The organism is Bacillus sp. FSL R9-9834, assembly GCF_038006905.1.
GTDB classification, from domain to species: domain Bacteria; phylum Bacillota; class Bacilli; order Bacillales; family Bacillaceae_G; genus Bacillus_A; species Bacillus_A pacificus.
In genome coordinates this window covers 28,844-52,253 of sequence record NZ_JBBOWD010000004.1, presented here as the reverse complement: position 1 = coordinate 52,253, position 23,410 = coordinate 28,844, and the positions used below count along the sequence as shown (strand labels likewise).

General features: G+C 34.9%; 39 protein-coding genes and 1 pseudogene. 29 read left to right on the top strand and 11 right to left on the bottom strand.

Annotated elements, in window-relative coordinates:
- Positions 1-149: 149 nt before the first annotated feature.
- Genes MKY00_RS30065 through MKY00_RS30050 form a run of 4 tightly spaced genes read left to right on the top strand, consistent with a single transcriptional unit; the run spans position 150 to position 2,693 of the window.
- Positions 150-1,109, top strand: a complete 960-nt coding sequence (locus MKY00_RS30065; RefSeq protein WP_341035583.1) for a tyrosine-type recombinase/integrase — start codon at positions 150-152, stop codon at positions 1,107-1,109.
- 47 nt (positions 1,110-1,156) lie between these two features.
- Complete coding sequence (locus tag MKY00_RS30060) at positions 1,157-1,393, top strand: hemolysin XhlA family protein (protein WP_000398738.1); 237 nt, start codon at positions 1,157-1,159, stop codon at positions 1,391-1,393.
- Positions 1,393-1,632, top strand: coding sequence for a holin (locus MKY00_RS30055; protein ID WP_341035582.1), 240 nt, complete (start codon positions 1,393-1,395; stop codon positions 1,630-1,632). The genes MKY00_RS30060 and MKY00_RS30055 overlap by 1 nt, the downstream gene beginning before the upstream one ends.
- Complete coding sequence (locus MKY00_RS30050) at positions 1,629-2,693, top strand: N-acetylmuramoyl-L-alanine amidase (RefSeq protein WP_341035581.1); 1,065 nt, start codon at positions 1,629-1,631, stop codon at positions 2,691-2,693. The genes MKY00_RS30055 and MKY00_RS30050 overlap by 4 nt, the downstream gene beginning before the upstream one ends.
- Positions 2,694-2,990: 297 nt before the next feature.
- Here the strand turns inward: MKY00_RS30050 and MKY00_RS30045 are convergent.
- From MKY00_RS30045 to MKY00_RS30005, 9 genes and pseudogenes are all read right to left on the bottom strand, one after another.
- A pseudogene (locus tag MKY00_RS30045) lies at positions 2,991-3,224 on the bottom strand (helix-turn-helix domain-containing protein).
- An 87-nt stretch (positions 3,225-3,311) separates the two neighbouring features.
- Positions 3,312-3,842 carry a hypothetical protein gene (locus MKY00_RS30040; protein ID WP_074585866.1) on the bottom strand — a complete coding sequence of 177 codons (531 nt, stop codon included), beginning with the start codon at positions 3,840-3,842 and terminating at the stop codon, positions 3,312-3,314.
- Between the two features lie 11 nt (positions 3,843-3,853).
- Positions 3,854-4,234, bottom strand: coding sequence for a hypothetical protein (locus MKY00_RS30035; protein WP_074585865.1), 381 nt, complete (start codon positions 4,232-4,234; stop codon positions 3,854-3,856).
- 130 nt (positions 4,235-4,364) lie between these two features.
- A complete protein-coding gene (locus tag MKY00_RS30030; RefSeq protein WP_073530783.1) occupies positions 4,365-4,697 on the bottom strand; it encodes a peptidylprolyl isomerase in 333 nt (110 codons plus the stop codon).
- On the bottom strand, positions 4,657-5,688 hold the full coding sequence (locus MKY00_RS30025; RefSeq protein ID WP_073530784.1) for a ParM/StbA family protein: 1,032 nt from the start codon (positions 5,686-5,688) through the stop codon (positions 4,657-4,659). Before MKY00_RS30025 ends, MKY00_RS30030 begins: the two co-directional genes overlap by 41 nt.
- Before the next feature lie 281 nt (positions 5,689-5,969).
- Positions 5,970-6,632 (bottom strand): hypothetical protein, encoded by a 663-nt coding sequence (locus MKY00_RS30020; protein WP_074585864.1) that lies wholly within the window; start codon positions 6,630-6,632, stop codon positions 5,970-5,972.
- A gap of 31 nt (positions 6,633-6,663) precedes the next feature.
- Positions 6,664-7,704 (bottom strand): hypothetical protein, encoded by a 1,041-nt coding sequence (locus MKY00_RS30015; protein WP_239693945.1) that lies wholly within the window; start codon positions 7,702-7,704, stop codon positions 6,664-6,666.
- Positions 7,705-8,183: 479 nt separating this feature from the next.
- Complete coding sequence (locus tag MKY00_RS30010; RefSeq protein WP_239693944.1) at positions 8,184-9,281, bottom strand: hypothetical protein; 1,098 nt, start codon at positions 9,279-9,281, stop codon at positions 8,184-8,186.
- A 315-nt stretch (positions 9,282-9,596) separates the two neighbouring features.
- On the bottom strand, positions 9,597-9,914 hold the full coding sequence (locus MKY00_RS30005; RefSeq protein ID WP_073530787.1) for a helix-turn-helix transcriptional regulator: 318 nt from the start codon (positions 9,912-9,914) through the stop codon (positions 9,597-9,599).
- 529 nt (positions 9,915-10,443) lie between these two features.
- On the opposite strand from MKY00_RS30005, the gene MKY00_RS30000 reads away from it, so the two are divergent.
- On the top strand, positions 10,444-11,583 hold the full coding sequence (locus tag MKY00_RS30000) for an AimR family lysis-lysogeny pheromone receptor (protein ID WP_001191118.1): 1,140 nt from the start codon (positions 10,444-10,446) through the stop codon (positions 11,581-11,583).
- 34 nt (positions 11,584-11,617) lie between these two features.
- Positions 11,618-11,770: a hypothetical protein gene (locus MKY00_RS29995; protein WP_000770087.1), complete on the top strand. Its 153-nt coding sequence runs from the start codon at positions 11,618-11,620 to the stop codon at positions 11,768-11,770.
- 309 nt (positions 11,771-12,079) lie between these two features.
- Here MKY00_RS29995 and MKY00_RS29990 read toward each other — a convergent pair whose 3' ends face one another.
- Complete coding sequence (locus tag MKY00_RS29990) at positions 12,080-12,424, bottom strand: helix-turn-helix domain-containing protein (RefSeq protein ID WP_001052324.1); 345 nt, start codon at positions 12,422-12,424, stop codon at positions 12,080-12,082.
- A gap of 227 nt (positions 12,425-12,651) precedes the next feature.
- On the opposite strand from MKY00_RS29990, the gene MKY00_RS29985 reads away from it, so the two are divergent.
- The 23 genes from MKY00_RS29985 (at position 12,652) to MKY00_RS29875 (ending at position 22,805) form a co-directional block, all read left to right on the top strand.
- Positions 12,652-12,918 (top strand): helix-turn-helix domain-containing protein, encoded by a 267-nt coding sequence (locus tag MKY00_RS29985; RefSeq protein WP_262731588.1) that lies wholly within the window; start codon positions 12,652-12,654, stop codon positions 12,916-12,918.
- On the top strand, positions 12,893-13,666 hold the full coding sequence (locus tag MKY00_RS29980) for a phage antirepressor (protein ID WP_153474126.1): 774 nt from the start codon (positions 12,893-12,895) through the stop codon (positions 13,664-13,666). The genes MKY00_RS29985 and MKY00_RS29980 overlap by 26 nt, the downstream gene beginning before the upstream one ends.
- Before the next feature lie 459 nt (positions 13,667-14,125).
- Positions 14,126-14,275 carry a hypothetical protein gene (locus tag MKY00_RS29975; protein ID WP_262731623.1) on the top strand — a complete coding sequence of 50 codons (150 nt, stop codon included), beginning with the start codon at positions 14,126-14,128 and terminating at the stop codon, positions 14,273-14,275.
- A gap of 12 nt (positions 14,276-14,287) precedes the next feature.
- Positions 14,288-14,452, top strand: coding sequence for a hypothetical protein (locus tag MKY00_RS29970; protein WP_262731621.1), 165 nt, complete (start codon positions 14,288-14,290; stop codon positions 14,450-14,452).
- Between the two features lie 2 nt (positions 14,453-14,454).
- Positions 14,455-14,937: a siphovirus Gp157 family protein gene (locus tag MKY00_RS29965; RefSeq protein WP_341035563.1), complete on the top strand. Its 483-nt coding sequence runs from the start codon at positions 14,455-14,457 to the stop codon at positions 14,935-14,937.
- 2 nt (positions 14,938-14,939) lie between these two features.
- Positions 14,940-15,464, top strand: a complete 525-nt coding sequence (locus tag MKY00_RS29960) for an HNH endonuclease (RefSeq protein ID WP_074585934.1) — start codon at positions 14,940-14,942, stop codon at positions 15,462-15,464.
- A 15-nt stretch (positions 15,465-15,479) separates the two neighbouring features.
- A complete protein-coding gene (locus MKY00_RS29955; RefSeq protein WP_074585935.1) occupies positions 15,480-16,148 on the top strand; it encodes an ERF family protein in 669 nt (222 codons plus the stop codon).
- A gap of 13 nt (positions 16,149-16,161) precedes the next feature.
- Positions 16,162-16,338 carry a hypothetical protein gene (locus MKY00_RS29950; RefSeq protein ID WP_000884829.1) on the top strand — a complete coding sequence of 59 codons (177 nt, stop codon included), beginning with the start codon at positions 16,162-16,164 and terminating at the stop codon, positions 16,336-16,338.
- Positions 16,338-16,598: a hypothetical protein gene (locus MKY00_RS29945; RefSeq protein WP_074585936.1), complete on the top strand. Its 261-nt coding sequence runs from the start codon at positions 16,338-16,340 to the stop codon at positions 16,596-16,598. Before MKY00_RS29950 ends, MKY00_RS29945 begins: the two co-directional genes overlap by 1 nt.
- Positions 16,599-17,474 (top strand): phage replisome organizer N-terminal domain-containing protein, encoded by an 876-nt coding sequence (locus tag MKY00_RS29940; protein WP_074585937.1) that lies wholly within the window; start codon positions 16,599-16,601, stop codon positions 17,472-17,474.
- Positions 17,458-18,216 carry an ATP-binding protein gene (locus MKY00_RS29935; protein WP_080495938.1) on the top strand — a complete coding sequence of 253 codons (759 nt, stop codon included), beginning with the start codon at positions 17,458-17,460 and terminating at the stop codon, positions 18,214-18,216. Before MKY00_RS29940 ends, MKY00_RS29935 begins: the two co-directional genes overlap by 17 nt.
- Positions 18,217-18,231: 15 nt before the next feature.
- Positions 18,232-18,495 carry a hypothetical protein gene (locus MKY00_RS29930; protein WP_074585939.1) on the top strand — a complete coding sequence of 88 codons (264 nt, stop codon included), beginning with the start codon at positions 18,232-18,234 and terminating at the stop codon, positions 18,493-18,495.
- Positions 18,452-18,697 carry a helix-turn-helix domain containing protein gene (locus tag MKY00_RS29925; protein ID WP_141114941.1) on the top strand — a complete coding sequence of 82 codons (246 nt, stop codon included), beginning with the start codon at positions 18,452-18,454 and terminating at the stop codon, positions 18,695-18,697. The genes MKY00_RS29930 and MKY00_RS29925 overlap by 44 nt, the downstream gene beginning before the upstream one ends.
- Positions 18,694-18,966 carry a hypothetical protein gene (locus MKY00_RS29920; RefSeq protein WP_074585941.1) on the top strand — a complete coding sequence of 91 codons (273 nt, stop codon included), beginning with the start codon at positions 18,694-18,696 and terminating at the stop codon, positions 18,964-18,966. The genes MKY00_RS29925 and MKY00_RS29920 overlap by 4 nt, the downstream gene beginning before the upstream one ends.
- An 11-nt stretch (positions 18,967-18,977) precedes the next feature.
- Positions 18,978-19,691 carry a hypothetical protein gene (locus MKY00_RS29915; RefSeq protein ID WP_074585942.1) on the top strand — a complete coding sequence of 238 codons (714 nt, stop codon included), beginning with the start codon at positions 18,978-18,980 and terminating at the stop codon, positions 19,689-19,691.
- Between the two features lie 8 nt (positions 19,692-19,699).
- Positions 19,700-19,843, top strand: a complete 144-nt coding sequence (locus MKY00_RS29910) for a Fur-regulated basic protein FbpA (RefSeq protein ID WP_074585943.1) — start codon at positions 19,700-19,702, stop codon at positions 19,841-19,843.
- Positions 19,827-20,021: a glyoxalase gene (locus MKY00_RS29905; protein ID WP_080495939.1), complete on the top strand. Its 195-nt coding sequence runs from the start codon at positions 19,827-19,829 to the stop codon at positions 20,019-20,021. Before MKY00_RS29910 ends, MKY00_RS29905 begins: the two co-directional genes overlap by 17 nt.
- Positions 20,022-20,087: 66 nt before the next feature.
- Positions 20,088-20,327, top strand: a complete 240-nt coding sequence (locus MKY00_RS29900) for a glutaredoxin family protein (RefSeq protein ID WP_074585945.1) — start codon at positions 20,088-20,090, stop codon at positions 20,325-20,327.
- Positions 20,328-20,337: 10 nt separating this feature from the next.
- Positions 20,338-20,505, top strand: a complete 168-nt coding sequence (locus MKY00_RS29895; RefSeq protein WP_167738248.1) for a hypothetical protein — start codon at positions 20,338-20,340, stop codon at positions 20,503-20,505.
- Between the two features lie 13 nt (positions 20,506-20,518).
- Complete coding sequence (locus MKY00_RS29890; RefSeq protein ID WP_074585946.1) at positions 20,519-21,025, top strand: dUTP diphosphatase; 507 nt, start codon at positions 20,519-20,521, stop codon at positions 21,023-21,025.
- 203 nt (positions 21,026-21,228) lie between these two features.
- The gene (locus MKY00_RS29885; RefSeq protein WP_229137026.1) at positions 21,229-21,471 is read left to right on the top strand and encodes a hypothetical protein; all 243 of its coding nucleotides are present in this window, start codon (positions 21,229-21,231) and stop codon (positions 21,469-21,471) included.
- A 37-nt stretch (positions 21,472-21,508) separates the two neighbouring features.
- Positions 21,509-22,075, top strand: a complete 567-nt coding sequence (locus MKY00_RS29880) for a hypothetical protein (protein WP_074585850.1) — start codon at positions 21,509-21,511, stop codon at positions 22,073-22,075.
- A 508-nt stretch (positions 22,076-22,583) separates the two neighbouring features.
- The gene (locus MKY00_RS29875; RefSeq protein WP_001216585.1) at positions 22,584-22,805 is read left to right on the top strand and encodes a hypothetical protein; all 222 of its coding nucleotides are present in this window, start codon (positions 22,584-22,586) and stop codon (positions 22,803-22,805) included.
- Positions 22,806-22,877: 72 nt separating this feature from the next.
- Here MKY00_RS29875 and MKY00_RS29870 read toward each other — a convergent pair whose 3' ends face one another.
- Entirely contained in the window at positions 22,878-23,345 is a 468-nt protein-coding gene (locus MKY00_RS29870) for a hypothetical protein (RefSeq protein ID WP_060630990.1), read from the bottom strand.
- Between the last annotated feature and the right edge of the window lie 65 nt (positions 23,346-23,410).

The window sequence follows — 23,410 nt, the reverse complement described above, 5'->3', positions numbered from 1 at the left end:
AACTGACAATGGAAGAGCAGATTTAATTACTGATAGCGCACAATAGTGGGCTTTTTATTATAAACAAAATAAGGCTTTGAGTAAAAATTCAATTCATAGATCAAGAGGAGCGATTTTGCTTCTCTTTTTATTTTGAGGAGATGATCAGTGTGAAACGAATAGTAGACCAAGCAATTTATGAAAAGCATGTTAGCCAAGAAAACAAAAAACTAGTCAAAGATTTTCTAATTGAAAAGAAAGCACAAGGGAAAGCGGCAAGCACTTTAAAGCAATATGGTTGGGATTTACGAATTATTTTGTTTCTAATACATGAAAACTTCGAAAATAAAAATCTAATTGAATTAACACGTAAAGACATTCGGAATTTATCTATTATTTTTCAAGAGCTGGGAATGTCTAATGCACGTGTGAATGGATTAATGAGCGCATTACGTTCAGCACTTGAATTTTGTGCGGACGATGATGACTATGAATATGAATTTAATGTAGGTTCACGGGTCAGAGGATTACCTAAAAATCCGGTCAGAGAAATTACTTTTATTACCGAAGAACAAATTGAGTGGTTAATCGATGAATTACTTGAACAAGAAAAATATATGCTAGCAACTTATTTAGCGCTTTCTTATTATAGTGCAGCAAGAAAGAATGAAGTTTATCAAGTTCGAAAAGAAGAACTAACAGAACGGTATTTCACGAATATAGTACGTGGTAAGCGAGGTAAGAAATTCAGATTGTATTATAATCCTCGAGTACAGAAATGTATTCGTTTATATATAGAGCAACGAGGTAAAGATACAATTCCAGATTTGTTTGTACGTGTTTATAAGAATGGTGGTCGGAAACTTTTAAATAAAAGCGTATTTAATTACTGGTGCAAAATATTTGCTGAAATGCTATACGAAAAAGAAGGTAAGGAATATAAAATTAATCCTCACTGTTTCCGTCACAGTAGATTAGATAATTTAAAGGTGCAGGGTGTACCGCTTGAAAAATTAAAATCGCTTGCTAATCATTCTGATATCTCCACAACTGAGTCTTATCTAAAAGATAGAAGTGAAGAAGATATTGCAGAGATATTTGGAATGGATCCAAGTTATTTTGCAGCGTAAAGAAGCATAATTATGCTTCTTTTTATTTTGAAAATGAGGTGATTGAAGTGGAGGGTCTACAAGAAGTAAGAAGTGATGTTCAAGAAATCAAGCAAGATATAAAGGACATCCGTTTAGAAATTAAAAGTTTAGAAATGCGAACAACTGGTAACGAGAAAGACATTATCAATATCAACAAGCAGCTAGATAAAATCAGTGCCAATACTACTTGGATCTTACGACTTATTGTCGGCGGAATTGTTGGTGGAATTCTCACTTTCTTAATGAAAGGAGGTGGCATGTAATGGTTAATTTAGCTGTAATGATTGGAATTGTAGTTGGCCTTTCCCAAATCGTAAAAACAATTGGATTACAAACAAAATATATTCCGTTATTGAATTTAACGCTTGGCATTGTGCTAGGCGTTTTATTTTTGGGAGGAGACATTAAATCAAATGTATTTCAAGGAATCATCATTGGACTGTCAGCAAGTGGATTATTTGACCACACAAAAATTATAAAAAAGGATGCTGATATAAAATGAAAAAAACATTAAAACATATTTCTTCTGTACTCTTTGCTGTTGTTTTAGCTTTATCCGTTGCAACAAGTGCTTTTGCTGATAGAACGCTTATTATTCCTGATTTACCTAAACAACCATACCGTAATGGTGTAGGGGGTTATGAGGGCGTAGTAGCACATTCTACAGCAACTCCAGAGGCTCCGGCTATTAATATTCAAAAATACGAATCTCGTACATGGCGCTCAGCATTCGTACATTATGCAGTTGATTGGAATGAAACAATCCAAATTGCTGATACGAAATACATTGCTTATGGTGCAGGACCAGGAGCGAATAAACGATTTGTTCACGTAGAATTATGCGAAACAAGAGATTATGAAAAATTTAAACGTAGCTACGATAAATACGTTAAGTTATTGGCTAAAATCCTTCGTGATCGTGGAATATCAGTAGAAAAAGGATTGTGGACTCACTACGATGTGACGAAATATCTTGGCGGTACAGATCATGAAGACCCGCTTGATTACTTAAAGTCTCACGGTGTTTCAGAATCCCAATTCCGTGCTGATGTACAACGAGCATACAATAATTCTAGTGTGGATGTTTCTGTACCGGAGAAACCATCTAAACCAGCGGAAGTTCCAACAGCTGTAACAGATGGTATTGCTTATATTGAAGGTTACAATGTGAACTTACGTAAAGGTCCTAGTACAAGCTATTCTAAGATTCGTCAGCTAAATAAACCGGAATCTTATGTTGTATGGGCTGAAAAAGATGGTTGGTTAAGCCTTGGCGGTGATCAATGGGTTAAAAATGATCCATCTTATGTGAAATTTAGCAAGAAAAGTACAGTAGATGCCTCTATTGTAGGTAAACGCGTTGTTTCCAAAGTTAATAACCTGCGATTCTACGATGCTCCATCTTGGCAGGATAAAGATGTTGCGGGTTCTGTAGATGCAGGTTTAGGTTTTACAATTGACGCAAAAATAAACGTAAATGGATCCTCACAATATAAAGTACACAATAGCAAGGGAAAAACATACTATATCACAGCAAGTGAAGCCTATGTGTATGTAAAGTAAGTTTAAAAGGGTTCGTCAAAATTCTGACGAACCCTTTTTCCGTTTAAATTTGTTAGGCCGTCCTAACAAATTTAAAGAGATGAATTATATTAATTATGATAGTAAAATATGTACGCTGAAGTTGGGGTTCAATTTCTTACGTTTTTTCTCAATTATAACCTGTATTTAAATGGTTTTAATCTTTTTAAATTTGTTAGGACGGACTGACACTTCTCCCCTAACATTTTTCCATAGTAAAGAAATGTCCAAAAACACAATAATTATCCCTAATAATAAATAGCCCCGTTTTTAACGGGGCTACATCCAAAAATCATCGTAATGTACATCTTTATTAGTTAATTTCTTTAATGCCTTTATAATCTTTTGTGCATTCTTCATAGTTGGAGAAAATTTATCACCTTGGCACACACGACTAATTGTAGACTTACTAACTCCGCTTCTTTCTGCTAACTCCTGCTAAGTAATTTTATTCTTCTCCAGAAAATTGGAGAGCTTCGATTTTCTCCCTTTACCAGAAATAAGCCATTTCACTGTAATCACTCCTGTTTTAAATTTCTTAGTACAAGAGTGGCCAAAGATTTCATTTTTTAAACATCCCGAAAATAGGAATCTTAATTATTATGAAAATCTGCGTTTCAGTAGGGATAGTTTCTTTCCAGGTTCTTCAGCATAATATTTCATGTAGTCACACATTAAGATATTAATCAATTTATCAGCGGTATATCCATGCATAGGGTAGGTGTGAGCCATATCAGAGAAAAACACTTCAATTCTTCTCAATGTCCTTCTATCAATCTTCACTTCAACTGTTCCGTACCTTTCATCATTTTCATTAAATTCTAATTCGCAATCTGTATAGTGCTTCTTACTCTCTAGAATTTGATACAACTGCTCCATACTATTCTTGGATCTTATATGTTCAAGAAAATCCTCGACTAGTATTTCAGCTAAATCACTAGCATTGCACTCGTATTCTTCCTCTTCCATATCTTCAATTATGATATTCATGCGGAATAAGTATATTTTGAGCATCTTCACTTCAAAACGGTACTTCTCTTTTAATTTCCATTCAATCTTAGTTCGTTCCCACCAATTACTAGCGCTCATAAGTTGTATTTCCTTCGTCATAACATCGTATTTACTGTACATACTGTCACCTCTCACATTGTGCGTAATGCAAAGCATAAAATACGTGTTGCAGCTGCTCTTTGTGAAACTCCCCATTCAATCGCTAATTGGACAAGCTTAGAGTGCGTTTCCTGCTCCAATTTCGCATGGATGTACTTTTTAGTGTCTTTATATTCGTATGCATGTATTTCGCTTATATAATCAATTTCGAGGTGTTCTGTGATTAATTTGGACATATATTGTGTAGTGGTTATTCCTTCTTGGAATGCTGAGGATCTTATTAACTGTCGTTGAATTTCATTTACCGGAATTTTTATATCTTTCTTTTTATCAGATCGTGTTTTACGAGGTTGTAAGTTTGTTATTGTAGTAGATTGTTTTTGAGGTTCAAACATAGGGTTAACATTGCTCAAGTTGCTCCCCTCTTTCGAAAAATCACCTCCTCTCTCTTGTTTATCTCAGGGACACTTTTCCATAATTCCAATATTCCATAAAAAATGGTTAAAAGAGAGGAGGGAGATTATATTCTTCTTAGATAATTATCTACCAGTTACCACTGTTGATGTTATTAAGTAAATCCATAGCATTGTCTACAGCTTCCTCAGAAGGTTTTTCATCTTCTCCGGAGTCATTCTGTATACCATGAGTATTTATATTTATTAATAATTTCTTCACTAATTGAAGTGGATCTTCTTCTCCAGCAACTTCCGCAAGCACCTGGTACATTTCTAATCGTTTTTTAATTTGTTTATTCACATAACCTTTTTGTCCTTTTCCTTGTTCCTCTAAACGAGTTACAAAATTATAAAGGACCTTATCATTGTTAGGGTTAAGCTCAATTTGTAGCTTTTTCTTTTGTAAGTTTGTCAAAAACATCACATCCTAAGTAGTAGTATCCTAATAGGTTAGCTTCTTGACCATTTTCTAGAACTGCAAATGTAGGGAATTGCTCTTTTTTCTTCTCGATTCGTTTCTGATGAAGAGCAGCCATTCCACCAGTCCAAACAATTTTATCGTACACTGCTAAATTGAACTTTTGAGAAACCTCACGTAGTGCTGCTTCAAAATGGCGTTGCAATTCAGCATCTACTTTATCAGCTACATCTTTATGAGTGTACAGGTCATATAATGAACCATTATATTTGTAACCATTCTCAAGGATATAGTGCATGTTAGAAACGCTTAAATCAGGTGTTTCTCCAATATTATCGCGAACAATTTGTTCGATAGTCATGAATGCTTTTTCGCAGCCTAATTCAGTTCCTAAGCGGTCGATAACAGCATTACCAGACATGTCAGTAACATCAAATGTACCAAATCCACCATCGATAATAAGAATGCGATCTTCTTTTTTGATGATATCCTTTTTAACTAGGTAATATTGTGTTCCTACGGGCTGCGGAATTACTAAACATTGTTTTACTTTAATTGTGATTAGTTGGCCATTTACTTTTACAGCTGTTTCTTCCATAGCTACTTTTTGAATCGATTCGCGTTGATTTCCAAAGTGTGAAACTGGAAGTCCTGTAACAAGTAGAGGAATAGTAACGTTCTTCTTAAAATCTTTCGCAATGAATCCGAATAATTGTTTTTTAAACGTTGGATCCTCATAACGTTTTGCTTTGTTCTCACCAAGAGCGCGAATTAATGGAAGCTTTGATTTTCTAGCTTCTTCTCCTATGTAATAAGGGAAGTCAGTGTTTGTTAGTTCAATTTTTGTAAAACTTGCCTCGTTGTAATAGTCATCTACCGGAGCTAATACCGATAATTCTGTAATAACATCTGCTTCTAATGATTTATTTTTCTTTGATGCACGCTTTGTAAACCCATTTCCTAAGTCAATCGCATATGGATTTCCTAATAACATATTCATTCCCCTTTCGTAACCATTGATTAATCATTGGTATTTTTGATTCTAACAGATGTTTACGCCTAAATCCAATGAAATATACCAAAAACATTAAAATATCATTGGTTAATCATTGATTATTAATTTGCAAGGTTGTAGGGCAGCGCCAAGTCTTCGCAATATCTACAAAAATGCATGTTGCGAGGTAGGGAAGACATAGGCTTGTCCTCCCTAAGATTCGTTGAAATTCCCTAAATACGGATTTTCGAAAATATAAAAATAGTACGGTGTGTGAAATTTTATACTGTCATTAATTCCTTAAATCCTAAATCAAGCGAATTAAATTTATCTAACGATTCTACAGCTCCAGCGAATTCTAAAATCTTTGGTATTTCGGTTTTAGATTGGAAGTAAATTGTTTTTGCTCTTGGAACCTTTTGATCACTTTGCAATTTTTTAAATCCGATATTTAGTTCATTGTGGAGGACCCGACCAATATTATTTAATACATCAACTGATCCATGAATTCGTAATCGTGGGCGAACTAATATTTTACCTTTTCTCTTTTCTCGAATCGTTCCTAAATCGTGCAACAGTAGAATAAAAGTCTTTACAAACACTACTTCATTAAAATCGCCTATTGGAAAAGAACGCTCTTCTTTAGTAACTTGGGACCAACCCATTTCAACTAGCATGTTTACTAAAGGGTGATTTAAGCATACTGCTCCTTCCCAATAAGGTTCATCACCGCCGTATTCGCAATATCTCATAGACCAACTTCTTTCAACTAACTCCGAAAAACGAGTAACAATCCATTTTCTTTGACTTCTTATTGAGAAACTGTCATTTCGTTTAGAACCGTATCTCCAGGCGATAGCTAATACTTCTGCAAATTCATCTGTCGTAACAAAATGATTAAATCGTAATTGTTCTTCTTCAGTAAACTTGAATTTTCTTGGCATACGTATACAACTCCTCAGTGCCTATATGTAGTCAATCTTTTTTACGTTTATTCAATAATTCATTTAAACGTTTTTGATCTTCCTCAGTTATAGTTTTACGTAATGAAGCAATATCTTGAACAACAATCCCGAATACAGCTGAAATACTTTCATCATCCTTATCATTGTTAATTGCTTTCTTAATCGATGGTAAAATTACATTTTTAAATTCCGGTGTTAAATCATCCCAATTTTTTAATTCCCGTTTTTCTGGTGTATAAGAGTATTCTTCTTGTTTTTCTTTCTCTCGTTCTTCTTTAACCCATTCCGGAAGTATTTCGCTTCTTCCTGTTTTTACTGTACCTTTTCGCACTTTCTGTTTTTGGCCAAGCTTAGACATTTTTTCTTCTACAACTTTAATTACAAAGTTTTCAGCGGCTGCTATATCAGTAGTTCCAATAACTTTACATTTACTAGCAACTGCAAGAATTGCTGTAATTGTTTTTTCGTTTGTAATCTCTCGTTCTTTTATTTTTGAATTCATTAAATCAAGAATTATAGATTCAGTGACAGGGTTGGTTATAATTTCTTCTTCTTCAAGATCTTTTTGTAAATCTTTCTTTTTAAGATCTTTCTTTGTAGGTGTACCTTTTGTACTGTTCTTTTTGTACTGTACCTTTTGGACATTACTTAAATCACTGTAGTTACAAGGATTTATACCTGCACTCTTCCATTTTTGACATAATTCTAAATAAAACGCATCAATTTCATCTGCCATAAAAGGTATGTCTGAAATTATATATTCATACTGTTTTACTGGACGTTTAGAACGTGATCCTTCTTTTAAACCATATCCATACCCTGCAATCATGTATCCATATTGAAGCAATTCTATAAAACATCTATCTACTACTTTACGACCATCTTTTTCTGAGTGGTTATATAATTGATCTTTAATAATAGTCCAATCTTCAGGAAGAGATAAAAGATAACTAGCTAAACCTCTTGCGCTGTAACTTAATCTTTTGTCTTGTAATAGACCATTATGTAGTGGTGAGTATTCTGATGTTTTCTTTCTTCTAACAATTGACATAACAAAAAATCCTCCAATTTCCACCCCGACCAAAAATGGGTATAGGAAAATAGAGGATTGTAGTTCACATTTTTTAAAGTATATGCTATCATAGACATAGCGATACAACTTTAAATATGTTAATACAAACCTCGTGTTTCAATTTTCATCGGTTAGTCGGGCGGCCAAACTCTTCCAACCTATGAAAATTTCGTCGGGGTTTTTTTATTTTTATAATTTATATGAAAAATTTACATTTGCAATTTATATATCTACCACTTTATGATAGCAGAACTTTGTTGAAAAAAGAAGAGTAAAAGAGAAGACCGTCAGATTAATGACGGTCTTTTTTGTGGATAACCTTATTTATCCACAGGTTTGATGTTTTTTATTTTCAATTTAATCATGTGTTCATTAAATATTGTGGATAAAGTGATTTTCGCTGTCTAATCTTCTGTTATAGATTAATTCATAAAGAAAAGCGCTCTATCAAGTGTAAATTATTTTTTACTCAATGCCGGATGCTCCCAATATTGATTAGCTACTTTAGGTAAGTTGTCATGTAGGAAATTATCGTAGTTAATCTTGTCTAGTGTTTCACGGTTAAGGGTGATTTTCATAACATTGTCTTTTTTCTCGTTACCATACTGATCTACTAGTGGATATTTATAAAAGAAAGCAATTTCGCTTATATTTTTCTCATCCTTTAAATCTTTTAATATGGATATGGTATCAATCCACATGCCTTTTTTAGTGTAATTTGCTGATATGTTTTCTTTGGCTTCAGTAGTAATTAACACAATTTTATCATTTGGATCTTCGGTTCCTAAGTTGTCATTTACCTTAACAGACTCAACTTTTTTCTCACCAAATTTTTTATTTGTGAGTTTTTTTATTTTATCCTCAAGCGTTACTTCTTTTTTCTCTATAGGTTTTGCAGCAGCTTCTTTTTCTTGTTTCTTTTTCTCTTCTTCAGCTTTTGCTTTTTCTTCATCTTGAACCTGTTTTATAGCCTCTTGTCTTTCTTTCTCAACATCTTTTTGTTTTTCTGGCTCAGTAGAAGCAGTTTGTGTTGTATTATTATTCGCCTCTTTTTTGTTGTCTTTTCCAGAAATCATATTTCCAATTGTACCTATAATCATTATGTATATAAGACAAGCAACTACCATTTTCCACTTCTTACCGGAACGGAAACCTAAAATCTTTTGATACCATTTTCTTTGTAAACGTTCAATTTTAATGGATGTATTATCTTGGATAAACCTTTCGATTTCTTTACCTTTCTCTTGAGGAATGAAAGTAAATGGTCTTACGGTCCCTTTGAAGGAGAATACAGTTTTTAAGGCGTAATGGTCTACTGTAACTGAAGAGAATTCCGATAGTGAATTTTTAGATATGCTAGTTACGTCGTTGATGGTTTTATCGTATTTAAAACATTGAATGTGATCTTTTGTTACAGCAGCATATCCAGTTCCTTGAGGTAAATTAATTGTAACGATATTAGGTGTAATATTTGAATCTTGTTTATATATTGCAGCAATAGCTTGTTTTGCTAGTTTGCTCTCACTAGGTTTTTTATCCTTTTGGTTGTTGCTCATATTGTTTCCCCTTTCAAAATGTAAGATTTCTCACCTCATGGTAGCAAACAAGTTATTTGTATATTGTCATATTTTGTCGAATGAAAATAAAAAAAGAGAGCCGAAGCCCTCATTGGTTAATATGGTAAAATTATGTAAAATTTTACCTCTAGAAAATGGAAATGATTTCTTTTATTATTGATTCAAATACAATATCTTTAATTTGAAATATTGAACGCTGCAACACTTCATATTTCGTTTTAGAATCTTAATAGCAGATTCTGTGTTATCTTGATGTGTAAAGATGTTTATGTGTCAAAATAAGGAGTGTGAGGCCTACATAAAATACTTTTTTATCAAGTATGTATATTCCACTAAAAGGTTTAATGCTTTCTTTTGTGGCTCTTTGCCTAAATCGGAAATTTGATCTAATATGACCTCGACTTGTGGTGGGATTCGGTACTCTCTACCAACCAAGTTATCCAAGCTGATGTTATATAGTTCGGAAATCTTGATTAGAGTGGAAATATCAGGTTCTGATCGTCCTGCTTCCCAATTGGTATAAGTAGAACGAACAACATTTAGATGGTAAGCAACATCATTTTGAGTTAGTTTGTTTTTTTTGCGAAAGTATATAAGTCGTTCGCTCAGCAATGACTATTCACCGCCCTTTTTAATCTGTGACAATTATAAGCGAACAAGAGAAGTGAATGGTATATATTTGGATGAAACGATTAATTAAGAAACTTTTTGCATACAAAACGATTAGTTTTGAATCGTTTTAAAATATGTTAGAACAAAAGTTCGGTTTTGTGGTAAAATATGCATGTAGGTAATCCTGCGAAGGGTATGCAGAATTGCATATTTGGTTCCGTGAAACATAAGAAACGTTGCTGTACAGCGGTTTCTCAACTTTCTCAATAATTATCAGATAACTCCATGACTGAAATTTGCCAAAAATGTGATATTATGAAAACAAATAAAATAAACGGACGTGAAAAAAGACCCACGGTGTAAGTAGTGCTACCAACACTCTTACACTGCCCCCTAACCACACTAGGGAACATTGTCGCGGATCTTGTACATACATATTATAACACAACTTAGAGTGAGAGTGACACGTTTTCCTTTTATGTAAGAAAATGGGGTTTACGTGTCTTTTTGTCCACGAGGAGGACAAATAATGCAGAGTTTATTAAGTAACATGCATGAGGATTTAAAGAGTAACGGGTACACGAATCGTAAATTAGCTAAACGATTCGATGTTAGTCACACAACTGTGAACAGTTATTTTAAAGCGACTAGTGAATTTGACTTTATGCACTTTGTAGAATCATTGAGGTTGCATAAACCGAATAACATCAACTATAGAAGAGAATGCGTCAAAAAAATGTTCGAACAATTAACGCCAGTTAATGAACGGGTAGCCATGGAAGTTTTGAATATGTATGGCGAATACGGATTACAAAAACAATTGACCGCTAAAATAATAAACTCAGATAAAACTACGAAAAACGCAAGAATAAATAAGAAAATAGCATCTATTTATGATTTACTTGCTCTGCGACTGTCTGGAAGGATATCTAATAATGACTTTTTTGTGGAGACGGACAAGATGAGGAATTCTTTTAAAACATCTAACAACGAAGCTAAAATATTATCAGGGTTTGCGTTTATATATGCTCAACTAAATTTTGGCGACTATCGAATGGTTTCACAATATACAAATCAATTGAAACCAATGATTGATGATGTTAGTAAAGATACCATTAGAAAATCATATTCATTACGAATAAAAGAAATGGAGTCAATGAGTGCACAAAGAGGAAATGATTTAGAGACTGCGAGGAAATTATGTTTCGAAATTATAAATGATGAAACTAATCCTTATGATTGTATGAAATCATTAGCTTATTGTACATTGGCCGAAACGCATATGATGGATTATGAAAAGGCACATTATTTTTTAGAACAATCTTTCGCCACTCTTCCAATCATTACAAATAAAAAACTTCTTAATCGTAAAGGGTTTATAAAAAACACGCTTGATTTTCTTAATATAGTTCATGAAAAGAATCTTGATAAAATAAACCCGTCGAGTTTAGCTGAAAAAGCACATTTATACGCAAAAATAGGCAGAGAGAAAGAGGCGATTATTATTTTAGAGGGGTTAGAAAAGAAATATGGCAGTCTTTCTCCTTTCCAAAAATACTACAAAGGTCTTGCTACAGGAGATAAAACATTCTTTGAAGAGGCCATAGCAGATTTTGAAAAAACAGGTGATTTTTTCTATATTTCCCTACCTAAAATGGCTTTGAAATGATATAATGAAGGCATACATAAAGGTGGTGAAATGATTGAAATTAAAGGTCATTAAATCGATTTTAGCGATTGCCGCTGTAGCTTGTTTTTCTTTTACAGCAGTAAAAACAGAAGAAACACAACAGGTTGCTAAATCAGAACAACCTGTACTATATATGGAAGCTGATCCCGGTGGGACAGGCGGCTGATTCTGTCGCAACACAACGGGAATTTAATAGATAAAGGAAATGACACTATCAATTGTTGATAGTGTCATTTCTAATTTAAGGGGAATGGAAGCGAATCGACCATGTGGTCAAATGCTTTCCAAAACAGTCTTATAAAAGCTGATACATAAACATTTCGAGGGGGACAACGTATTATGGAGAATTTAGTATCTGAATTATTATTAATGGAGAAGACAGAAGGGGTAAACATTGATCATCTACGTGAAATGCTACTAGAATTATCAAATACAGAAAAAAAGTAAAATAAAACTCCGTAGACAATTATTAGTCTCACGGAGTTTTATTTTTAGATATAAAGCTTTGAATTGTTGATTTAAATAACTCTTTGTTGTCCTCTGATAGTTGGTTGATTAGTTTCATCCATTCGTTAGTCTCTTTACTGATCTCTTCTGTTTCTTTTACTGTTAATTTTTGATGTATTGATCTTCCTAATAAGTAATCAACTGAAACCTCGTATATGTCTGCTAGTTTAGTTAATGTCTCGTAGTCAGGTTTACGTCTTCCTGATTCGTAACTAGATAAAGTGGCTTTGTTCACGTCTAATTTTTCTGAGATGAAAGTCTGTGTGTAACCTTTCTTTTCGCGACACGCTTTCAATCTTTCGTTTAAGTTCATAATTTTATTATTCCCCTTTATAAATAAGATCCCATTGTGTAGTTTGCAATGTTTTGCATTGCAAAGCATTGTTCTTTAATTACAGTATATATACTTTTTGACAACTTTTCACTATCTGTAAAAATATTTTTAACAAAATGACAAAATGGGGTTTACATTTACGAAATGACAACCTATAATGAAATCAAGAAGTTGTCAAAACGACAACGACAGGAGGTGAAGCGAATATGACTTTCGGAAGCAGAGTTCGAGATATTCGCAAGCAAAAGAATATAACACAAGAAAAACTAGCTAAGAAGCTTGATTTTAGCCACGCTTCAGCTATTTCTTTTATAGAAAATGGCAAGAGAAGATTGGATGCTGAAAAGATACCAACTTTAGCAAATGCGCTTGGAGTATCAATAAATGAACTTTTTTTTGCTCAAAATGTTGTCGGAATGACAACTAACGAAACGGAGGAAAAAGAAAATGAATCAATTACAAGTTTTCAATAATGAAGAGTTCGGACAAGTTCGAACAGTAACACAAAGTGAAGATGTTTGGTTTGTAGCTAAAGATGTAGCGGAGGTTTTAGGATACAACAACACATCGAAAGCTATTCAAATGCATGTGGATGAAGATGAAAAAGCTGACCTCCCAATTTGGGACGGCAGACAAAATAGAAACCAGAAAGTAATTAACGAATCTGGGTTATACACTTTAATCCTTTCAAGTAAGTTGCCAAGCGCAAAGAAATTCAAAAAGTGGGTAACAAGTGAGGTACTTCCTTCTATTAGAAAACACGGAGCATACATGACAGATCAAGTCTTGGAACAAGCGGTAACTAATCCAGACTTTATGATTGGTCTTCTTACAAACTTAAAAGAAGAGAAAGCAAAGCGAGTTGAAGCGGAACGAACAATCTTACAACAACAACCGCTTGTAACATTTGCTGAAGCGGTGCAAGTATCAACAAACCTAATAACCGTCAAACAGTTAGCAAACTTAATGAGACAAAAAGGAATCGACACAGGTCAAAACAGACTCTTCGAATGGTTCAGAGAAAACGGATATCTTTGCAAGAAGAAAGGTAGTCTTTACAACACACCAACTCAGTATTCAATGGATTTAGAGTTATTTGAATCACAAGAATATGTAAGAACAAATAGCCAAGGTGAGTTCGTAACATCATTCACTACAAAAGTTACAGGGAAAGGTCAGCTTTACTTCATTAATAAGTTTCTCGGAAAGGAAGCGATCTAAATGATGGAAGAAAGCACATTCTCACACTTAATGATTCTGGTAATTGTCATTTTAGTCGCAGGATTTATTCATCTGATGGATTGGATAGACAAAAGGTTTATGAAGGATGAAAAGTGATGGATAGACAGCAGCGGGACAAAGAAGAGAAAGCGAACATTATCAAAATGATACGTGATTTAAAAGAAAAAGGGTTACATAGAAGTGCATATAGGATTTGGGAAATGCATAAGGAGTTTATTACCCTAGCTAAATAGGACAAGCGTTGCGCTTGTCATCATGATCAGGAGCGGACACCCTTTCCCCTCCACCTCGCTTCTGGTCATGATGATGCGCACAGCATCAAAACAAAATAAAACCAGCCGATTACCCCTAATCGACTGGTTCATGAAACGACGCAATATTTTCTACCACTATTATATCACAGTCGTTTCTTCTAAGTAAATAAGGAGGAATGTGGAAATGAAAGATGTTTTAGACAAGCAAAAAGAACGTGCAATTGAAACTTTAAAACAAATGTCTGAAAAAGAAAAAGACATCGTGAAGAAGTTGGATCTTGACTATGTAATCACGGTTTTAACAAATAAACCACATGGCTCAATGCCGTTCTAGGAGGATATGAAAATGGATATTTTAATCAGAAACATTACTAAAGAAGAGTTAGTGAAAATAATAAAATGTGATAATTGCGATGGTTCGGACATGGATTTGATAACGTATTATCACTCTCCGGATGAAATTTTATGTAACGAATGCGGAAACAAGATAGAAATCTCGGAGGTTAAATAACTATGAGACTTTATGAATTAACAAATAACTATAACGAACTACAAATGATGATTGAAGATGGAATAGATCCATCAGCATTGGAAGATACATTACAAGCGATTGAGGAAAGTATTCAAGATAAAGCGCAAAACATCGCGTTACTAATTAAAAACCTTGAAGCAGATACAGAAGCTATTAAGTTAGAAGAAAAGCGTTTAGCAGAACGTAGGATAGCGGTAGAAAACAATTGTAAGAGCTTAAAAGATTACTTGTACCAGCAAATGACTTTATTAGAAGTAAAGCGTATCAAAGGCACAATCGTGACTGTAGGAATTCAGAAGAATCCAGCGAGCTTGGATATAGCAGAAGATGCAGTTGTACCACCGGAGTACATGATTCCTCAGCCAGCGAAAGTTGATAAGAAGTCATTACTTGCAGCGGTTAAAGATGGGATGAAATGGGACGGAATTACGTTGAAGCAATCTGAAGGAATTAGGATTCGTTAACCATGAGAGACGTTAAAGGGTATGAAGGTCTTTATGAAATAACAGATGACGGAATTGTTTTTAGGAAAGAACGAATTACGAAAACAATCAATGGCTACGATCTTAAATTGCAAAGAAAACAAATGAAACAATCTGATTTAAAAGGGTATCCATCTGTTGGGTTAATCAAAAACAAGGTGAAAAAAAGAGTACATGTTCACAGGCTAGTTGCAGAAACGTTCATTCCTAATCCTGATAACAAATCGCAAGTTAATCATATAAACGGCATAAAAACAGACAATCGTGTTTGCAATTTAGAATGGACCACTCCGAAAGAGAATACGCAGCACGCGGTAAAAAACAAATTGCGTGGAGATTCTAAAGGGATGAAAAACGGGATGAGTAAAGTGAATGAATCTGATGTTAAAAAAATGAGAGAAATGCATAAGAGTGGATTAAGCCAAATTAAAATTTCAAAAATATTCAATCTTAATAAGGATACGGTTTGGAAAATTATTAACAGAAAGCTTTGGGATCATGTGGAATGACAGGAGGAATGAAAAATGAATAAAAGTGAAACGATCACCGAACTAGCTAAAGCATTAGTGAAATTCAATTCAGAAGTTAACAAAATCGCTAAGGATGCAGATAATCCTTTCTTTAAAAACAATTACGCAACGCTAGACACGATTATAGATGAAATTAGACCAATCCTTTCTAAACACGGATTAAGTATTATGCAAATACCAAGCGGAGACGGTCAAAACGTAACGTTAAAAACACTTCTCTTACATGAGAGTGGTGAGTGGCTTGAATCGGACGAACTAACAATGAAACCAGTAAAGAACGATCCGCAAGCAGTAGGAAGTTGCATAACATACGCAAGACGATATTCACTAGCAGCATTCCTTAGCTTAAACACAGGTGAAGATGATGATGGTAACGGTGCTACTTATGGAAAGGACAAGCCTAAACCTAAAGGTAACAACGGACACAATCCAAGCAAACCACAAGGAAGTGGTAACGGTAAAGCATCCGAGAAACAAATGAAAATGATACATGCAAAAATAGCGCATGTAGCGACATTAACACAAACAGATAAACAAACAGTTGAAGATACTTTAAAAGGTAATATCAATGCTGAAAATTTAAGTGATTTAAGCTCACAGTTAGCATCTAAAGCGATACAAGTACTATCTGGTTGGGAAACACAATATAGCCAAGCGGGATAAGGAGTGAAAACCTATGTTAGATAAAAGCCAATCAAAAGTCGTCCTTCCGGCGTGGGTGTGGAAGGGCGCACGGAATGAAAAAGAAGCAAAGGCAAAGGCGATTGAGTACATTACTCCCGATCGCTACCCAGGATATAAAATAATCAAAATTCAAGGCGACATAGCGGTATGCGAAAGGGACGTGATGTGATGAGTTTTCAATGGAATAAGCATAATCGAGATACAAGCAAACCAATTCCGGTAAGAGGTTACAACCTTACTAAATTACTTAAACGTGTTAGGGAATTAGAACAAGATGGGTATGAACATGTAAAACCATATCAAAAGATTTATAAGCAAAGGAAAAGTTTTGATTATGATATGAGCCGTAACTTTGGAAACGGTGGATATAAATTTAACGGGTACACAGATACAGTTGAGTATTTGTTTGTGATGAAGAAGGTGAACTAAATGGCAGATGTTAAATGGATAAAACTCTCTACTAGCATGTTTGAAGATGAAAAGATTCGATTGATTGAAAGCTTACCAGATGCAGACACACTACTAATCATTTGGATTAAATTGTTGTCTCAAGCGGGCAGAACAAATGCTAATGGTTACATTTTCTTGAGCGAAAACATTCCTTTCACAGAAGAAATGCTCTCAACACTTTTTAATAGACCGATAGCAACAGTAAGGCTTGCACTACAAACGTTCAAACAGTTTGGAATGATTGATATCACAGACGATCAGTACATTTGCATCTCAAATTGGGAGAAGCATCAGAACATTGATGGATTAGAACGGGTAAAACAATTGAATGCAGAACGAAACAGAAAGTACCGCGAACGCAAGAAACAACAGCAATTAGCACTAGAAAACAAAAGTGAAGAAAGTGACGTTCGCGTGACGTCACGTGACGATACAGATATAGAAGAAGATAAAGAATTAGATATAGATAAAGAAAAAGATAAAAAGAAGAAAGAAAAACCTTCTCGTCACAAGTTTGAAACTTGCGACACCAACGGGGCTAAGTATTTGTTTGAAAAAATTAAGGGTAACAACCCTAAACAAAAAGAGCCTAACTTTGATTCATGGGCAAACGATTTTAGATTGATGCGTGAAAAGGATAATCGTGAATTACAAGAGATTAAGGATGTTATTGATTGGTGCCAAGCTGATCCATTCTGGCAAGGTAACATTTTATCTCCTAAAAAGCTACGTGAGAAGTTCGACCAACTAACTATTCAAATGAATTCTAAAAAGGGAGCGAAGAACAATGCAGAGAGCGGCGGCAGCAATACCAACCGATATAGCCAAAAAGGTGAATATGACTATGGATTCTGATGTGTGTGATACACATGGCATGAATAAGATGAAGTTCGGTGGACAAGTTGTTTGCCCTCGATGCTTCCTTGAAAACGAAAGTAAGAAGCTTCAGCAGCAGGAACAAGCGAAATACGATGCAGGTAAAGCAAACGAAAAGAAATTCATGTTCCATCAACAAAGCATGATTGCCGATAGCAACATTAAGAAAGCTAACTTTGATAATTACCAACCTACTAGTGAGGAAGGAGCGAAGAACCTTGAACTTGCAAAGGTCATCGCAACGGATTATCTCAACGGAAAGATTTTTAACACGATTATGGCCGGGAATTGCGGAGCAGGGAAAACACATCTTGCCTACGCTATAGCGGATCAGCTTGCAGGAGCGGGGAAGTCAGTAGTTTTCGTCACAGTTGGTGAATTGCTACGGAAGATTAAAAGTACATTCAGTAAAGATTCTACATTAACTGAAGATGCAATTATAAGAAGCTTAGTAAGAGCGGAAGTATTAATAGTCGATGATTTGGGAGCGGAGTTAGGTGCGTTAGATGCGAATACAAAAGCGACAAACTTCATTAATAGGGTGCTATTCGATGTTTTCGATGGTAGGCAAGGTAAATCTACTATCTTCACGACAAACCTCACAGGGAAGCGTTTAGATGAGGCATACGATGAACGGATTGTATCACGGATTCTCAATAATTTTAGAACGATCACTTTCAAAGAAACAAAGGATTACAGAAGAAAGGCATTGCCATTTTAAAAGGGGGAAATTGAAATGTGTGCATGTAACGGAACGGGAGTAATTCAGAACGACATTGGAACGGGTATGTATCAGTTTGGACCATGCATTTGCGAAGCGGCGAATCAAACACCTGAGGAAGTAGATAGAAAGCGTCATGCTGTTATGGCGGAGCTAAAAGAAATTCATCAATTACAAATGGAGGGGAAATGGGATGCCAAGACTTGGAACGGATTTAGAAAAGGAAAATTATACGATGGCGTTGCAACAGAGAAAGTACATGAAGAAATCGCGTCGTAACTTATATATCGCTTTAGAAGAGTTGGACCTGGTATTTGATGAAAGCGAAGTAATTCGATTGCAAGAAATGTGGAAGGAAGACAAAGGAATCCTTGAAATCGCAAAAGAGCTAGGGAGACATCAGCTAGAAATCGCCGCTTTGATTATGGATCAGGCAGATAAAAATATGATTAAATCTCGTCCAATGGGGTTAGGGGCATGAAACAGCTAACACTGGAGGATGTTGTGGGGAGTTTTGATTATACAGCAACAAGCACAGCCGAGCGATTCCTTGCGAATCCAACCGTTATAACACCGACATATGAGGTTCATTTCTACGATCAGGATGAAAGACAAAAGATAGATTGGTTCGATGTTAAAACAGAGAGCGAAGCATGGGGCGCGGCAGTGAAAGAACATGGTAAAGGTATTCAGAAGATTGAAATAAAACATTCGGAACGTACGAGAAAAGAAATAATGGCATTGGATTAGGAGGAATAAGAATGAAGGTTTATATGCCAGTACCAACTGAAGAAGAATATGAAATAGCTGCCAAAAACGGAATTAGCAAAGAGACGGTATACCAGCGGATTCATTATAGAGGAAAGACGGTAGAACAAGCAATTACAGAACCATTGCAGAATGGGAAGTTTTTAAAAAAATATCAGAAGTACATCGAAATTGCAGAAAAAAACGGTATTTCTTACCGAACATTTCATGCAAGGATGACCAAAAAGACAGTTCGCGAATGGACACCTGAAGAAGCGGCAACTATACCTCCTAAAAGAACAGGGAGAGTAAGGAAAACAAAGGCTAATTCTCTTACAGAAGAAGATTATAAAAAAGCAGAGAAAAACGGAATTTCTAGAAAAAACGTGAATCAGAGGGTGGATTCGTATGACTGGAGTATTGAACGAGCTATAACTGATCCAGTTAAAAAGAGAAATAAGAAAGATAATAATGCACGAATGCTAGTGATTGCTGGCCAAAACGGGATAAGCGCTTCAACTTTTTACAGAAGAATTAGAGAGGGAATGTCACCACGCGATGCAGCCATGAAACCTAAGGGGCATACAGCATATATAGAAATAGCTAGAGAAAACGGAATAAATGATATTTGCTTCTATAAAAGAGTTGAAAGAGGAATGCACCCATACTTAGCAGCAACAAAGCCGAAGGACAAACGTGGAAGTACGAAAAAGAAACAAATCAGCTAGGAGGCAACATGGACAGGCAAGACGTTTTAATCAATAAATTAATCGATAATCACATATACAAGCTACCCGATGGGCGTGATCTCTTTGAGGGGAGTTGCGAGGAACTGGCGGGGCTACTAAAAGGAGATGGAGAGAATGAGAGAAGCGATTGAAGAGCTTATAAGAGGATTGCATGAATCGGCAGTAGATAGTAGAAAGGAATCCGACAAGGCTTTTGATAGTGGAGATTTAGGGTTAGCAGGATATTATAACGGGCAGTGGCACGCATTTGAAGGAACGGCAATCGCATTAGAAGATTTATTATCTGATCATAAGGAGGAAACACAATGAAATATACAGAGCACGGCACGTTTGAAGTAACTCAATTATTAGCAGAGGCGAAGGAGAATGAAGAGAATGGCAACTAAGATCACTATGTTTACGAAAAATAATTGCCCTAATTGCATGAGAGCTAAGATGTTATTTGCATCTTGTCCCGTAGAAGTTGAGATTACAGAAATTAATTTAGAGACACCTGAAGGTAAAGCACACCAAGAAATTTTAGGAATACAAACAGCTCCTACTTTTGAATTCGAAAACGGTAATTTCATTTATGGTTTTGATGAAGGAAAGCTCATGAACGCATTAGGACTGTAGGAGGGATCGCGTGAAGAAAGAAACTGCTGTGCAGGTGCAAAACGAACTCGAAGTAGTAGAGGATGAGATTCGCAAAATGGAATATCACTTGGTTGGATTGAATAGCGAGAAGCGGAAAACACAACTTTCTTTGGAAGTGTTGAAGAAACAGAAAGAGAAATTGAAAAGTTACTTATAAGGAGCGGATATAAGTGTTAAATATACAAAAGATTTTTGAAGCGCAGGACAAGCTAGATTGTAAGGTTGTTGAGGTTCATGGGTTAGAAGGGAAAAACTTAACTGGAGACGTAACGCAGGCTTTATACACGGAGTTGGGTGAACTAAGTAATGAGATTGGATTCTTCAAGTACTGGAAGAAAAACAAGAAGGATGATAAGGCACGTCAGTATGATGAGTGGGCGGATTGCATGCACTTTATAGCCAGTTTAGGTAATAAGTACGGGCATAGTGAATTAACAAAAAACGTAATTGATATTAACAATATTCATAATGAGTTGCAATTTGTAGATTCTCATAGTTTTCACGATCTATTCGATCTCATTTACAAATCAAACCTTAATAAATTGGACGGTTATTGCTTATCATTAGCAGCATTAATAAAAATAGGTTTAAGAATGGGAATGACGTTTGGAGATATGGAAAAGTCGTACTTTGATAAGAACCAAGTTAACTATGATCGGTTAGCGAGCGGATATTAAAAAAAGGCTAGGATTTCTCCTAGCACTCAAGCATAAGTCGTATGGAAAGCAAGTATTGTGCAAATCGGGTATTTGCAAGTTCATTATATAACGTTTATTGGGTAGATAGGATGAATCAATGTAATCTTTACGCAGGTTTTACATGATATTGAAGTTTTTGATAAAGACCAAATTTGAATTTTATTAGAAATGGAGGAACGGAAATGTCAATGTATACAACAGCAAAGACGTGGGATGAAATGATAAAAGTTGTACGTTCGTTAGAGCCACCATCATGCTTGTCAGTAAATTATGATTCTGAAAATGATGAATACAAAATTTGGTGTGGTAATCAACCGTATTATTTTTATCAAGATGAAATTGAGAAACTGGATAATGAAAAACGGGCTCTAAAGAAAGAAGTAAAAAAATTGTGTGACTTAGTTAATAGCTTGATAGAAGATTGAACAAAAGCGTTATTTGAATAGAAAGGGAGAATGAAAGATGAAAATAAAGGAATTATCAAGAGGAGAAATCCTGGTAGGTATGGAGAAAGGGCGTTTTAAGGATGGCGACAAGTTTAAACGTCAGTCAGATGGAAAAGAAATCGTAATTGTATTTCCTAGATTGCGATACATGGGTGGAAATCCTGTTGAGGTAGCTGCTGTAACTGAAGCGTGGGATGTTATCAATGAATTTGAAATTGATGATTGGGTATGCCATGAAGAGGATGTATTGATTGGGAAGGTTACTAAAAAAGACGGTAGATATGTTAGTACAGATAATATGCGAGAGGGGTTAGCGGCATATTGGGACGACGGATTGAGAAAAGCTACTGCAGAGGAAATTGTGCAGGAAAAGCGTCGTAGGATGTTCTCAAAAGGCGGTCGTGATCTGGACGAGTTTAAAAATGGTGATATTGTAACACCATTAGATAATGACAAATTGTTATTGATAGTAATTAAGTACTACAAGGATAAAAATGCAGTTTTAATAGATGGAGAATTGTTCGATGCAACAAGTGTAAACCCTGTTTATTTCGTAGAAAGTATGGTGAAAAAAGAGGGTTAATTTCTTAATAAAATAGTTATTCGAATAAGAAAAGAGGAGCGGCGATGAAGAAACAAAGATGGAGAAAAACAAAAGTTAAAACTTGTTACTTATGTGACAAGAAATTAAATATAAACCAGATCCGAGGCATAAATGATTGGAGTTATAAAAACAAAATTTTGTATTGGTGTGAGGATTGCGTAGAGTATTAAAACAAAATTCTTATTTTAAAAATAGAGAGCTCTTGCCAAAGAACTCTCTTACCAAAACTTATATTGAATGAATACACACCATAATGTATGCATGTTGTTTAGGTATGTGTAGTTGTACAATAAAATCTTTATTTGGAAAGAATTCAGCCCCTAACGGTGCGCTGTTAGGGGCTGAATCTCGAGAACTTTTATTAAAATTACATGAGGTTGATCAGTGAATGTAACTATCGATCTCTCGAATTATAGCACTAAGTAAATTAAATTTACAACTTAATATTTACATTTAGTGATAAAAGATATGGAGGGGAATGGAACGGATGAGACATACAAGAAATAGACAAATGACAAAAATAGGTGAAGAAAATTTTATGGGAATGAAGAATATCAAAATTTCAACGATACGAAAGTTTGATGGAGAGTTTAATAATAGATTAGATCCAACTTTCCGGTGGCACAGAGATTATCATGGTATGAATATTGTATCCTTTAACCGTAAGGGTGAAGCATTTAAAACTAATGTGATAAAAGTTAGAAATTAAACAAAATCGTTATTTGATTAAAAGAAAAAAGAGCACATGTTGATATGTACTCTAAGATGATCATTTTAATATCTATTTAAGTGTTTCTTCTGCATCAGGTGTATCAAATTTATCAATCACTTTAAAGATTACTTCTAAAAGAATAGTAGATAAAATCGCAAAGATTAATACAGCATGTGGTGATAATTGCACTGCTGTGAAATTAAATTTTGCTAGCCAAAAATATCCGACATACATTGTCAGGAAGGTACTAACAATTGAAATTGTAAATCCTAAGAAACCTAATTCTTTTAGCTTTTCTTCAGATAATTTAAATACGCGTAATACAAATGAGAAGATGATCCCAACTATGAAAAATCCAATACATAAGATCAATAGTGACATTATACTTGGGTATTCAACGTCATTAGGCATCCATTGTTTCATTCCTACAATTATGGCTGTAGGGAGCACGATAGGTATTAATAGTGGTGATACTATTAGAAAAAGAGCTAATAGTCTACTGATGTTGTTTGTTTCATTGTTGTTTTGATTGTTCATAAAGCCTCCAAAAATAATATAAAAATAAACACCCTAGTGGATTTTAGCATGAAATTATTAGTAAA

Coding starts and splice junctions, on each gene's coding strand:
- MKY00_RS30010 (WP_239693944.1), bottom strand. CDS start 9,281: ATGAGCAACAACCAAAAGGATAAAAAACCTAGTGAGAGCAAACTAGCA.
- MKY00_RS30020 (WP_074585864.1), bottom strand. CDS start 6,632: ATGCCAAGAAAATTCAAGTTTACTGAAGAAGAACAATTACGATTTAAT.
- MKY00_RS29880 (WP_074585850.1), top strand. CDS start 21,509: ATGAAAATAAAGGAATTATCAAGAGGAGAAATCCTGGTAGGTATGGAG.
- MKY00_RS29955 (WP_074585935.1), top strand. CDS start 15,480: ATGAATAAAAGTGAAACGATCACCGAACTAGCTAAAGCATTAGTGAAA.
- MKY00_RS29965 (WP_341035563.1), top strand. CDS start 14,455: ATGAGACTTTATGAATTAACAAATAACTATAACGAACTACAAATGATG.
- MKY00_RS29945 (WP_074585936.1), top strand. CDS start 16,338: ATGAGTTTTCAATGGAATAAGCATAATCGAGATACAAGCAAACCAATT.
- MKY00_RS30015 (WP_239693945.1), bottom strand. CDS start 7,704: ATGTCAATTGTTAGAAGAAAGAAAACATCAGAATACTCACCACTACAT.
- MKY00_RS29915 (WP_074585942.1), top strand. CDS start 18,978: ATGAAGGTTTATATGCCAGTACCAACTGAAGAAGAATATGAAATAGCT.
- MKY00_RS29905 (WP_080495939.1), top strand. CDS start 19,827: ATGAGAGAAGCGATTGAAGAGCTTATAAGAGGATTGCATGAATCGGCA.
- MKY00_RS29940 (WP_074585937.1), top strand. CDS start 16,599: ATGGCAGATGTTAAATGGATAAAACTCTCTACTAGCATGTTTGAAGAT.
- MKY00_RS29985 (WP_262731588.1), top strand. CDS start 12,652: ATGACTTTCGGAAGCAGAGTTCGAGATATTCGCAAGCAAAAGAATATA.
- MKY00_RS30055 (WP_341035582.1), top strand. CDS start 1,393: ATGGTTAATTTAGCTGTAATGATTGGAATTGTAGTTGGCCTTTCCCAA.
- MKY00_RS29970 (WP_262731621.1), top strand. CDS start 14,288: ATGGATATTTTAATCAGAAACATTACTAAAGAAGAGTTAGTGAAAATA.
- MKY00_RS29975 (WP_262731623.1), top strand. CDS start 14,126: ATGAAAGATGTTTTAGACAAGCAAAAAGAACGTGCAATTGAAACTTTA.
- MKY00_RS30000 (WP_001191118.1), top strand. CDS start 10,444: ATGCAGAGTTTATTAAGTAACATGCATGAGGATTTAAAGAGTAACGGG.
- MKY00_RS30040 (WP_074585866.1), bottom strand. CDS start 3,842: ATGTACAGTAAATACGATGTTATGACGAAGGAAATACAACTTATGAGC.
- MKY00_RS29990 (WP_001052324.1), bottom strand. CDS start 12,424: ATGAACTTAAACGAAAGATTGAAAGCGTGTCGCGAAAAGAAAGGTTAC.
- MKY00_RS29950 (WP_000884829.1), top strand. CDS start 16,162: ATGTTAGATAAAAGCCAATCAAAAGTCGTCCTTCCGGCGTGGGTGTGG.
- MKY00_RS29935 (WP_080495938.1), top strand. CDS start 17,458: ATGACTATGGATTCTGATGTGTGTGATACACATGGCATGAATAAGATG.
- MKY00_RS30030 (WP_073530783.1), bottom strand. CDS start 4,697: ATGTTTTTGACAAACTTACAAAAGAAAAAGCTACAAATTGAGCTTAAC.
- MKY00_RS29900 (WP_074585945.1), top strand. CDS start 20,088: ATGGCAACTAAGATCACTATGTTTACGAAAAATAATTGCCCTAATTGC.
- MKY00_RS30050 (WP_341035581.1), top strand. CDS start 1,629: ATGAAAAAAACATTAAAACATATTTCTTCTGTACTCTTTGCTGTTGTT.
- MKY00_RS29960 (WP_074585934.1), top strand. CDS start 14,940: ATGAGAGACGTTAAAGGGTATGAAGGTCTTTATGAAATAACAGATGAC.
- MKY00_RS29930 (WP_074585939.1), top strand. CDS start 18,232: ATGTGTGCATGTAACGGAACGGGAGTAATTCAGAACGACATTGGAACG.
- MKY00_RS30025 (WP_073530784.1), bottom strand. CDS start 5,688: ATGTTATTAGGAAATCCATATGCGATTGACTTAGGAAATGGGTTTACA.
- MKY00_RS29870 (WP_060630990.1), bottom strand. CDS start 23,345: ATGAACAATCAAAACAACAATGAAACAAACAACATCAGTAGACTATTA.
- MKY00_RS29920 (WP_074585941.1), top strand. CDS start 18,694: ATGAAACAGCTAACACTGGAGGATGTTGTGGGGAGTTTTGATTATACA.
- MKY00_RS29925 (WP_141114941.1), top strand. CDS start 18,452: ATGGCGTTGCAACAGAGAAAGTACATGAAGAAATCGCGTCGTAACTTA.
- MKY00_RS29910 (WP_074585943.1), top strand. CDS start 19,700: ATGGACAGGCAAGACGTTTTAATCAATAAATTAATCGATAATCACATA.
- MKY00_RS29980 (WP_153474126.1), top strand. CDS start 12,893: ATGAATCAATTACAAGTTTTCAATAATGAAGAGTTCGGACAAGTTCGA.
- MKY00_RS29885 (WP_229137026.1), top strand. CDS start 21,229: ATGTCAATGTATACAACAGCAAAGACGTGGGATGAAATGATAAAAGTT.
- MKY00_RS29875 (WP_001216585.1), top strand. CDS start 22,584: ATGAGACATACAAGAAATAGACAAATGACAAAAATAGGTGAAGAAAAT.